A 10,388-nucleotide genomic window follows, 5' to 3' on the forward strand; every position below is an offset into this window, starting at 1 on the left:
CGAGGCGTCAGCGGCGTAGAATGCGCCGCTCTGCGCATCAATACTTTCTGGACGCTTTGCCTGTGAACCCTGTAACTGACCAACCTGTCGCCGTCTCGCTGAGCCGCCCTGCGCGGATTCGCCTGGAGTTGAAAAACCTGCTCGCCCTCGCCCTGCCGATCATCATCGCGCAACTGGCGACCACGGCCATGGGCTTCGTCGATGCGGTGATGGCCGGGCGCGTCGGGCCCAAGGATCTGGCGGCGGTGGCGCTGGGCAACTCGATCTGGGTTCCGGTATTTCTGTTGATGACCGGCACCCTGCTGGCCACCACGCCAAAGGTCGCGCAGCGTTTCGGCGCCGGCAAGCACAGCGAAATTGGCCCGATCGTGCGTCAGGCGTTATGGCTGGCATTGGTAGTCGGATTGATCGCCACCTCGATGCTGATCGCCGCCGAGCCGGTGCTGCATCTGATGAAAGTCGATCCCGAGTTGATCGGCCCGTGCATGCAATATCTGCACGGCATCGCCAGCGGCTTGCCGGCGGTGGCCTTCTATCACGTGCTGCGCTGCACCAGCGATGGCATCGGCCGCACCCGCCCGGCCATGGTGCTGGGCCTCTGTGGTCTGGCGCTGAACATCCCGCTGAACTACATCTTCATTTATGGCCACTTCGGCGTGCCGGCCATGGGCGGCGTCGGCTGCGGCTGGGCCACGGCGATCGTGATGTGGGTGATGGCGCTGGGCCTGGCCGGCTACGAACGCTGGGCACCGGCCTATCGCTCAAGCGAACTGTTCAGCCGCTTCGACTGGCCGCAGTGGGCGGTGATCAAACGTCTGCTGTCGATTGGTTTACCGATCGGCATCGCGGTGTTTGCCGAGTCGAGCATTTTTGCCGTGATCGCCCTGCTGATCGGCAGCCTCGGCGCAACGGTGGTGGCCGGGCATCAGATCGCGCTGAACGTCAGCTCGCTGGTATTCATGATTCCCTATTCGCTGGGCATGGCGGTCACCGTGCGTGTCGGTCAGGCGCTTGGGCGCGAAGAACCGCGTGAAGCGCGCTTTGCCGCCGGAGTCGGCATGGGCACGGCGCTGGCCTACGCCTGCCTGTCGGCGAGCCTGATGCTGGCGCTGCGCGAGCCGATTGCGGCGATCTATACCGCTGATCCAACGGTGATTCATATTGCGGCGATGCTGATTGTCTATTCGGCGCTGTTCCAGTTTTCAGATGCAATCCAGGTGACTGCGGCCGGTGCACTGCGTGGCTATCAGGACACTCGGGTGACGATGATCCTGACTCTCTTCGCCTACTGGGGCATCGGTCTGCCGGTCGGTTATGCGCTGGGCCTGACCGATTGGCTCGGCGAGCCACGCGGTCCGAGCGGTTTGTGGCAGGGTTTGATCGTAGGCTTGAGCTGCGCAGCGTTGATGCTGTCGATTCGTCTGACACGCAGTGCGCGCAAGCGGATTCGAATCAGTCGTTCGATGGGTTGATCACCCATAAAAAAAGACCTGCATTTGCAGGTCTTTTTTTGCCCTGAGTCAGGACTTCTTGCGAATCCAGTACAGATAGGTGCCGGCCTCTTCATGCTGGCTGACCAGTTCATGGTCAAGAAACACGCAGAACTTGGGGATATCGCGCTTGGTCGAGGGATCGGTGGCGATCACCTTGAGCAGGCCGCCGGGTACCAGATCGCGAATGTGCTGGTGCAACATCATCACCGGCTCCGGGCAATTGAGGCCGGTGGCGTCGAGGGTGCCGTCGACCGGGGTATCGATCATTTCACTCATGGTTCACTCCAGAAACTGGCCGGCATTGTCGCGCACTGCTTGGGATATCGTCCAACCCATGTGGGAGCGAGCCTGCTCGCGAAGGCAATCCGTCAGTCAACACATCGCTGGCTGCCCCACCGCTTTCGCGAGCAGGCTCGCTCCCACAGGTTCAGTGTTGTGTCAGCGCGATTTGGGTTTTCTGGTGTCGTGCCGGCGCAGATGGCAAGTCACTTCCTCGCGGTCGTGATACAACTGCTTGCAGCCGATATCAACCTTGATCCCACGTGCCTTGAAACCGTCGGCAATGCGCTCGAGCAGACGTTTCACTTCGGCATAACGCTGCTTCATCGGCAGCTTCAGGTTGACCACTGCTTCGCGGCAATGTCCTTCGCCGATCCACTCTTCCAGCATCGCCGCGTTACGCGCCGGTTTCTCGACAATGTCGCAAACCATCCAGTCCACCGGCTGCTTCGGCTTGAAGGTAAAACCGTCCGCCATCAGATGCTGGACCAGCCCGGTTTCCATCAGGCTTTCAGCCATCGGGCCGTTGTCGATGGCGGTGACCAGCATGCCACGGTTGACCAGTTGCCAGGTCCAGCCGCCCGGCGCGGCGCCGAGGTCAACGCCGGTCATGTCGCTGTGCAGGCGATCTTCCCACTGGTCGCGCGGAATGAAGTGGTGCCACGCCTCCTCCAGCTTCAAGGTCGAACGGCTCGGCGCCTCGCGAGGAAACTTCAGGCGCGGAATACCCATCGGCCACATCGCCGAATTGCCGGCATCGGCCATGCCGAGAAACACTTCGCGACCACTTTTGAAAGTCAGCAACAAACGCGGCTTGCTGGCGTCTTCCACCAGTTTGCCAGCGGCGGTCAGCGCCTTGCGCAGCGGGCCTTCGAATTTTTTGCAGAAATTCGACAGTTCCTTGCCGTCATTGGTATCGACCACTTCCAGCCACAGACTGCCAAACACCGGAAAATCGGCCATGTGCGCGAGAATCACACTGATCCGGTCGTTTTCCGGCAGATCAATGAAAAAGCCCCGCGCCCACTGCCGCGGGAAGATCAATTCGGCGAAACGCTGACCGCGCATCAGGCGTTCGGCGCCGTCGGCTTCAGTGCAGACAAACTCGGCGCAGGCCGTGGCGGTTTTGGCTTTGGCGTAACCGGCGACATTGAGACAAGCGGCGAGATCGGAAATCTCCGAACAGACTTCGCCTTCGAAGCCGGGCCGGCAATGCATGAATAGGGTGTTCATTCTTACTCCTGGGCAACGGTCGATCATTCGACCGTTGCGCGATGCTCAAGCCTTGCGTTGCCGCAATGCCTGTCACGAAAACCGGCGCATGATAGCTGAAGTCGGAACCATGGTTGCGCCGATAGAGTCCAGTTATTAGCCAGCTACTCAAAACAGGGCTAGGTTTAATGCTCTGCCCGTCCCCTCAGTCCGTAGCCGTGCGGACTCAAAGGAGTGATCGTAATGCCGTCCCTCGATAGTCTGAAGTCACTGAAAACCCTACAAATCGACGCCACGACCTACCACTATTTCAGCCTGCCGGAAGCCGCCAAAAGCCTGGGCGACCTCGACAAGCTGCCGATGTCGTTGAAGGTCCTGCTGGAAAATCTGCTGCGCTGGGAAGACGAAAAAACCGTCACCGGCGCTGACCTCAAGGCCATCGCCGCCTGGCTCAAGGAGCGCCGCTCTGATCGGGAAATCCAATACCGTCCCGCCCGGGTATTGATGCAGGATTTTACCGGTGTGCCCGCCGTGGTCGACCTCGCCGCCATGCGTGCGGCGATGGCCAAGGCCGGCGGTGATCCGCAGCGGATCAATCCGTTGTCGCCGGTGGATCTGGTGATCGACCACTCGGTGATGGTCGACAAGTTTGGCAGCGCCAGTGCGTTTGAACAGAACGTCGACATCGAAATGCAACGCAACGGCGAGCGCTATGCCTTCCTGCGCTGGGGCCAGAGTGCGTTCGATAACTTCAGCGTGGTCCCGCCGGGTACCGGCATCTGCCACCAGGTCAACCTTGAGTACCTCGGCCGCACCGTCTGGACCAAAGACGAGAATGGCCGCACCTACGCGTTCCCCGATACGCTGGTCGGCACCGACTCCCACACCACCATGATCAACGGCCTCGGCGTACTCGGCTGGGGCGTTGGCGGGATCGAAGCGGAAGCGGCGATGCTCGGGCAACCGGTGTCAATGCTGATCCCGGAAGTGATCGGCTTCAAACTCACCGGCAAGCTCAAGGAAGGCATCACCGCGACCGATCTGGTGCTGACCGTGACGCAGATGCTGCGCAAGAAAGGCGTGGTCGGCAAATTCGTCGAATTCTATGGCGACGGTCTCGCCGACCTGCCACTGGCCGACCGCGCGACCATCGCCAATATGGCCCCGGAATACGGTGCGACATGCGGCTTCTTCCCGGTCGACGATGTCACGCTGGAATACCTGCGCTTGTCCGGCCGGCCGCCGGAAGTGGTGAAGCTGGTCGAGGCCTACACCAAGGCTCAAGGCCTGTGGCGTCTGCCTGGTCAGGAGCCGGTGTTCACCGACAGCCTGGCGCTGGACATGGGCAGCGTCGAAGCCAGTCTGGCCGGGCCGAAACGGCCGCAGGATCGCGTCTCGCTGCCGAACGTCGCACAGGCCTTCAGTGATTTCATCGACCTGCAATTCAAACCGACCAGCAAGGAAGAAGGACGCCTGGAAAGCGAGGGCGGTGGCGGCGTGGCGGTGGGCAACGCCGATCTGGTCGGCGAAGCGGACTACGAATACGAGGGCAAGACCTATCGCCTGAAAAACGGTGCCGTGGTCATCGCCGCGATCACTTCCTGCACCAACACTTCCAACCCGAGCGTGATGATGGCGGCCGGGTTGCTGGCGAAGAAAGCTGTAGAGAAAGGCCTGACGCGCAAACCTTGGGTGAAGAGTTCATTGGCGCCGGGTTCGAAAGTCGTCACCGATTATTACAAGGCTGCCGGACTGACACAGTACCTCGACCAGCTCGGGTTTTCGTTGGTCGGCTACGGTTGCACCACCTGCATCGGCAACTCCGGGCCACTGCCGGAGCCGATCGAGAAAGCCATTCAGAAAGCCGATCTGACCGTCGCATCAGTCCTGTCCGGCAACCGCAACTTCGAAGGTCGCGTACACCCGCTGGTGAAAACCAACTGGCTGGCTTCTCCACCACTGGTTGTCGCCTACGCATTGGCCGGCAGTGTGCGCACCGATATCAGCAGCGAACCGCTGGGCGAGGATCAGCAGGGCAATCCGGTGTATCTGCGCGATATCTGGCCGAGCAGCCGGGAAATCGCCGAGGCGGTGAATCAGGTCAACACGGCGATGTTCCACAAGGAATACGCCGAAGTGTTTGCCGGTGATGAGCAATGGCAGGCCATCGAGGTGCCGCAAGCGGCGACTTACGTGTGGCAGGACGATTCGACCTACATTCAGCATCCACCTTTCTTCGACGACATTTCCGGCCCTCTGCCGGAAGTCAAAGACGTCAAAGGTGCGCGAGTCTTGGCTTTGCTCGGCGACTCAGTGACCACCGACCACATCTCCCCCGCCGGCAACATCAAGATCGACAGCCCGGCCGGGCGTTATCTGCAGGAAAAAGGCGTCGAACCGCGCGACTTCAACTCCTACGGTTCCCGTCGCGGCAATCATGAAGTGATGATGCGCGGCACGTTTGCCAACATCCGCATTCGCAACGAGATGCTGGGTGGCGAGGAAGGCGGGAACACCATTTACATTCCCACCGGGGAAAAAATGGCGATCTATGACGCAGCGATGAAATATCAGGCTTCGGGGACGCCGTTGGTGGTGATTGCCGGTCAGGAGTACGGCACCGGGTCGAGCCGTGACTGGGCGGCGAAAGGCACCAATCTGCTGGGCGTCAAAGCGGTGATTGCGGAGAGCTTCGAACGCATTCACCGCTCGAATCTGGTCGGCATGGGTGTGCTGCCGTTGCAGTTCAAGCTTGATCAGAACCGCAAGAGTCTCAATCTGACCGGCAAAGAGACGTTCGAGATTCTGGGATTGACCGGCGTCGAGCTAAGGCCGCGGATGAACCTGCCGCTGGTTATCACTCGCGAGGATGGGCGTCAGGAAAGAATCGAAGTCTTGTGCCGGATTGATACGCTGAATGAGGTCGAGTACTTCAAATCCGGGGGGATTTTGCATTATGTGTTGCGGCAGTTGATTGCTTCGTGACGGGGTGACATTCGCCCAGGCTGTGATCTTTTTGACTTGGCTTCTAAAAGCAGGATCAAGAAATCGCAGCCTTCGGCGGCTCCTGCATTCAGGCGAAAAAAAACCCGCCGAAGCGGGTTTTTCCCAAGACCATTATCGACTCCCTGTCGGCAGCGATCCTTGCGATGGTCGATCGTCCATGATCCTGAAACACTCCCTGTGTCTCAGTTGATGTGTGTAGATTACCCAGTGGATCCAATCAGCAATAGTCGTAAAAGCTACCAACGCGTGTAAGACATTCGCCATACAAACACTTCCGAAAACCCTTAGACCTGTCAGGCACCGCCGCTTTCACGAGCTCTGGCGCTTTCGGCGAGAAACTGTTCAAGCCTGCTCAACTGCTCCTCCCAGCCGCGACTGTCCATGTAATACGCCTCTTTCTGACGGATATCAGGGATGTGCGCGAAGCCGGACTCCGAGACCTTGAGTAGAGTGCCGTCCTCGAAGTCCTGCAATTCGAATTTGACCAGCGTGGTCGGCTCTTGTGAGTAGTCGATCTTCGGGTTGACCGCATACGGGTGCCAGCGGAAAGAAAACAACTGCTGCGGCTCGACCCGCTCGATCAGCACATTCCACAATACGTGTTCATAACCGGGGTACGTGACCTGGCCCTGCGTCCACTCACCGGCAATGAAGCGCCGGCCCTCAAGTGCCACGCCAAACCACTGGCCAAACGCTTCGGCATCGACCAATGCGCGCCAGACATGGGAACGCGACGCCTTGAGCGTGATCTTGCGTTCGAAACTGTTAGGTACTGGTTTCATACGTCACCTCCTGTTCTGAACACTAGGCTTGTATGACCACATGTCCAATGCGAAGTTGTATCCAGGCGCTGCTGGCATCGGTTCGAGCGGACACATCCTGCGGTAGTTTCCGCTCTGTGATCGGCGCCGCTTGACCTGTTATCTTTCCAACGAATCCGCAGAAACAAGGACGAATCATGCAGCCCTCTCTTGCCGATCGGTATCGCGGCGCCCTCCTCGGCCTGGCTTGCGGCGATGCGGTCGGCACAACAGTTGAGTTCCAGCCGCGAGGATCATTCCAGCCGCTGAGAGATATGGTCGGCGGCGGGCCGTTCCAGCTCAAGCCCGGGCAATGGACCGATGACACCTCAATGGCACTCTGCCTGGCCGAGAGCCTGCTGCGCAAAAACGGTTTCGACGCGGCTGATCAGATGGGCCGCTATCTCAATTGGTGGAAATGGGGATACCTGAGCTCCACCGGTGAATGTTTCGACATCGGCATGACCGTCAGCCAGGCGCTGGAACAGTATCAGCGAACCGGCGAGCCTTTCGCAGGGTCGACTGATCCGTTGACAGCTGGTAACGGGTCGCTGATGCGGTTGGCACCAGTCGTGCTGTTTTATTTTCCCGACGCTGGACAGATCCAGATCCACGCTGCCGACAGTTCGCGCACAACCCATGCGGCGCCGGAGGCAATCGAGTGCTGCCAATTGCTGGCTGATCTGATTGCACGAGCGCTTGAGGGAGCCGACAAAACGCAACTGCGCCAATCGCTACTTGCAGAGTATTCCCAACCCAAGGTGGTTGCGATCGCGCGGGGTGAGTATCTCGGCAAAAAAGAAAACGAAATCAAGGGCAGCGGCTATAGCGTGCAATCATTGGAAGCCGCTTTGTGGTGCTTCCATCACACGCAAACGTACGCGGACGCGATACTGAAAGCAGCCAATCTCGGTGATGATGCGGATACCACAGCTGCTATCGTGGGTCAGTTGGCCGGTACTTACTACGGCGCTCGGGCAATTCCCGAGCACTGGCTGGAGCAGTTGCATGAAGGCGAGGAAATCACCGCCACTGCGGATCGCTTGCTTGAGGCCTCCCGGCTACGTACATAACAATCGATACACTCTTTCCACTGGATACTACGAGAATCTTATGTCAGTGCGCCTGCTTCTGGCCTTTGCGCCGTTTTTGTTTTTCCCTTACGCCCATGCCACGGTTGATTGCGCCAACGCCAACGATCAGGCGACGATGAATCAGTGCGCGGGGCAAGCCTTCAAAGCGGCAGACAAGGAGTTGAATACGCTCTATCAGCAGATCACCGGACGCCTGAAGGACAACCCGGACGCAAAGAAGCTGCTGGTCAACTCGCAGCGGGCGTGGGTCAGCTTCCGGGATGCCGAGTGCAAGTTTTCGGCATCCGGGGTGGCGGGCGGGAGTGTTTATCCATTGGTTTACAGTAGTTGTCTCACAGCCGTAACCAAGGCCAGAGTAGAAGCCCTCAAGCAGTATTTGCAATGTGAGGAAGGTGATATGAGCTGCCCGATACCCGGTGCGTAATCACAGGCTCCCCTTACGGAGCCTGTGCTGTGAACCGTTACGCCTCAGACGTGAGGATCGCCCGGCGCTTTGCTCGGCGCCGCATATTGAGGTTTAAGGTGACCATCCTGATCGAGTAACCAGGCGTCCATGATCTGCCGCACTACTGGACCGGCAACACGACCACCCGCCTCGCCGTTCTCGATCATTACCGAGATGGCGATCTTTGGATGCTCGGCCGGTGCGAATCCTACAAACAGGGCGTTGTCACGGTGGCGCTCGAGGGTTTTCTCGCGGTTGTAACGCTCACCCTGCTTGATCGCCACCACCTGCGCCGTACCACTCTTGCCGGCGATGCGATATTGCGCCCCCGCAGCGGCCGCTCGGGCAATACCTCGAGCATCGTGCATGACCATCTGCATACCGTGGTTGACCTGCTCCCAATCGCGCGGGTCCTTGAGCAGGATATTGGGCATTGGATGTTCGTCGACCGGCGCTACACCGTCGACCGACTTTGCCAAGTGAGGCCGATTCCATATCCCCTTATTGGCGATCAGGGCAGTGGCCTGGGCCAATTGCAGCGGTGTGACCTGCATGTATCCCTGGCCGATGCCGAGAATAACCGTCTCACCGGGATACCAGGCCTGTCGCCGTGTAGCGCGTTTCCACGCTTGCGACGGCATCAGACCGGGGGACTCTTCAAACATGTCCAGCGAGACTTTTTCACCAAGGCCGAACATCGCCATGTAGTCGTGCAGACGATCGATGCCAAGCTTGTGCGCCAGATCGTAGAAGTAGGTGTCGTTGGAACGCATGATCGCCGCGTCCATGTCCACCCAGCCGTCACCGCTGTGGTTCCAGTTGCGATACTTGTGATCAAAGTCCGGTAATTGGTAATAGCCGGGATCGTATACGCGGGTCTGCGGGGTCACGACGCCGGCGTCCAGACCAGCGATGGCGACTTCCGGCTTGATCGTCGAGCCTGGGGCGTACAGGCCGCGCAATACGCGGTTAAACAGCGGACGGTCGATGGAATCGCGCAGCGCTGAATATTCCTTTGAGCTGATGCCAGTCACGAACAGATTCGGATCGAAGCTCGGATTGCTGACCATCGCCAGCACTTCTCCGGTGGACGGGTCGAGAGCTACCACTGAACCACGACGGTCGCCCAAAGCAGCTTCGGCTGCTTCCTGCAGCTTTACATCGAGGCTCAGGACGATGTTTTTGCCTGGCACCGGATCGGTGTGCTTGAGTACCCGTAGCACACGGCCTTGAGCATTGGTCTCGACTTCTTCGTAACCGACATGGCCGTGTAATTGCGCCTCATAGAAACGCTCGATACCGGTTTTACCAATGGACTGCGTACCTCGGTATTCCACGGAGTCGAGGGTTTTCGATTCTTTTTCATTGATCCGACCGACATAACCGATCGAATGGGCGAAATGGGCGCCGAGGGGATAGTGCCGGACAAACTGCGGCTCGACATCAATGCCCGGCAAGCGAAACTCGTTAACCGCCAGGACGGCAATCTGCTCTTCCGTCAGCTCATAAAACAGTGTGACCGGTGTGAATGGATGCCGGGATTGCTTCATCGCCTTGTCGAATACCGTGCGGTCTTCAGCAGGTAAGTGCAGCAAGTTGATGACTTCGTCCAATTCTTGATTGACGTCGGTTGCACGCTCACGGGTGATGGTCAGGTTGTAGCTGGGACGGTTGTCGGCGAGCAATACGCCGTTGCGGTCGTAGATCAATCCACGCGTCGGCGGTATCGGCAGGACATGGACACGGTTGTTTTCGGAGATGGTCGAGTGGTAGTCGAACTCCACGACCTGGAGGATGTACAGGCGCACCACCAGAGCGCAGCTGATGGCGAACACGAACAGAGCGCAGGCGATCAATCGTTTGTTGACCAGCCTCGTCTCTTTTTCATGGTCCTTGATCGGGATTGGTTCAGGCATTTCTACAGCAACTCTTTGACGTGAATGAGTGCCGATCCATGGGCAGGGCATCAGTCCGTTAAAAAAACGAGCTGCACCATATCAAAACTGGCCGTCCACTTCAGAATGAATTTCCCCGATGGCACTCTGAAAACTTTCTCGCC

The 10,388-nt window shown here is 58.8% G+C and carries 8 protein-coding genes; 4 read left to right on the top strand and 4 right to left on the bottom strand.

Annotated elements, in window-relative coordinates:
- The first annotated feature begins 62 nt into the window (after positions 1-62).
- Entirely contained in the window at positions 63-1,472 is a 1,410-nt protein-coding gene (locus KVG87_RS19530; RefSeq protein WP_367616689.1) for an MATE family efflux transporter, read from the top strand.
- Positions 1,473-1,520: 48 nt separating this feature from the next.
- Here KVG87_RS19530 and tusA read toward each other — a convergent pair whose 3' ends face one another.
- Both tusA and rlmM read right to left on the bottom strand, forming a co-directional pair.
- The gene (gene tusA / locus KVG87_RS19535; protein ID WP_016775503.1) at positions 1,521-1,769 is read right to left on the bottom strand and encodes a sulfurtransferase TusA; all 249 of its coding nucleotides are present in this window, start codon (positions 1,767-1,769) and stop codon (positions 1,521-1,523) included.
- Positions 1,770-1,931: 162 nt separating this feature from the next.
- On the bottom strand, positions 1,932-3,005 hold the full coding sequence (gene rlmM / locus KVG87_RS19540) for a 23S rRNA (cytidine(2498)-2'-O)-methyltransferase RlmM (RefSeq protein WP_217852159.1): 1,074 nt from the start codon (positions 3,003-3,005) through the stop codon (positions 1,932-1,934).
- A gap of 222 nt (positions 3,006-3,227) precedes the next feature.
- Between rlmM and acnA the strand changes: the two genes are divergently transcribed.
- Complete coding sequence (acnA, locus tag KVG87_RS19545) at positions 3,228-5,969, top strand: aconitate hydratase AcnA (protein WP_217852162.1); 2,742 nt, start codon at positions 3,228-3,230, stop codon at positions 5,967-5,969.
- 314 nt (positions 5,970-6,283) lie between these two features.
- Here acnA and KVG87_RS19550 read toward each other — a convergent pair whose 3' ends face one another.
- A complete protein-coding gene (locus tag KVG87_RS19550) occupies positions 6,284-6,772 on the bottom strand; it encodes an SRPBCC family protein (RefSeq protein WP_016775506.1) in 489 nt (162 codons plus the stop codon).
- Between the two features lie 176 nt (positions 6,773-6,948).
- Between KVG87_RS19550 and KVG87_RS19555 the strand changes: the two genes are divergently transcribed.
- Positions 6,949-7,863, top strand: a complete 915-nt coding sequence (locus tag KVG87_RS19555) for an ADP-ribosylglycohydrolase family protein (RefSeq protein ID WP_217852164.1) — start codon at positions 6,949-6,951, stop codon at positions 7,861-7,863.
- A gap of 40 nt (positions 7,864-7,903) precedes the next feature.
- Positions 7,904-8,308 (top strand): lysozyme inhibitor LprI family protein, encoded by a 405-nt coding sequence (locus KVG87_RS19560; protein WP_217852166.1) that lies wholly within the window; start codon positions 7,904-7,906, stop codon positions 8,306-8,308.
- Positions 8,309-8,352: 44 nt separating this feature from the next.
- Here KVG87_RS19560 and mrdA read toward each other — a convergent pair whose 3' ends face one another.
- Positions 8,353-10,245 carry a penicillin-binding protein 2 gene (mrdA, locus tag KVG87_RS19565; protein ID WP_024013654.1) on the bottom strand — a complete coding sequence of 631 codons (1,893 nt, stop codon included), beginning with the start codon at positions 10,243-10,245 and terminating at the stop codon, positions 8,353-8,355.
- Between the last annotated feature and the right edge of the window lie 143 nt (positions 10,246-10,388).

It is taken from the genome of Pseudomonas siliginis (assembly GCF_019145195.1).
Classification (GTDB): Bacteria; Pseudomonadota; Gammaproteobacteria; order Pseudomonadales; family Pseudomonadaceae; genus Aquipseudomonas; species Aquipseudomonas siliginis.